This is a genomic window from Bartonella queenslandensis AUST/NH15 (assembly GCF_000312585.1).
Taxonomy (GTDB): domain Bacteria; phylum Pseudomonadota; class Alphaproteobacteria; order Rhizobiales; family Rhizobiaceae; genus Bartonella; species Bartonella queenslandensis_A.
In genome coordinates this window covers 1-213 of record NZ_HE998498.1, presented here as the reverse complement: position 1 = coordinate 213, position 213 = coordinate 1, and the positions used below count along the sequence as shown (strand labels likewise).

Genomic DNA, 213 nt, shown 5'->3' with positions numbered 1-213 from the left:
CGAAAACCATGGGGGCAGGCGTTTAGTCCAGTCTGTTGCATATACTTTGACATACATTTTTCAGCAAGAGGACCACGACCTTTAGCAGAAAAAAAGAAGTCATTACGAGAAAGTAAGCGCGCTTGTTTTAAAATTTCTAATGCTTCTGTTGATAGAGGCACGCGAAATTCTGTTGTAGCATCACGTTTTCCTTTCATATTTTCAGCAGGGATT

At 40.4% G+C, this 213-nt stretch carries 1 pseudogene; it reads right to left on the bottom strand.

The features are described 5' to 3' along the window. A pseudogene (locus BN338_RS10690) lies at positions 1-213 on the bottom strand (integrase); the annotation flags it as partial.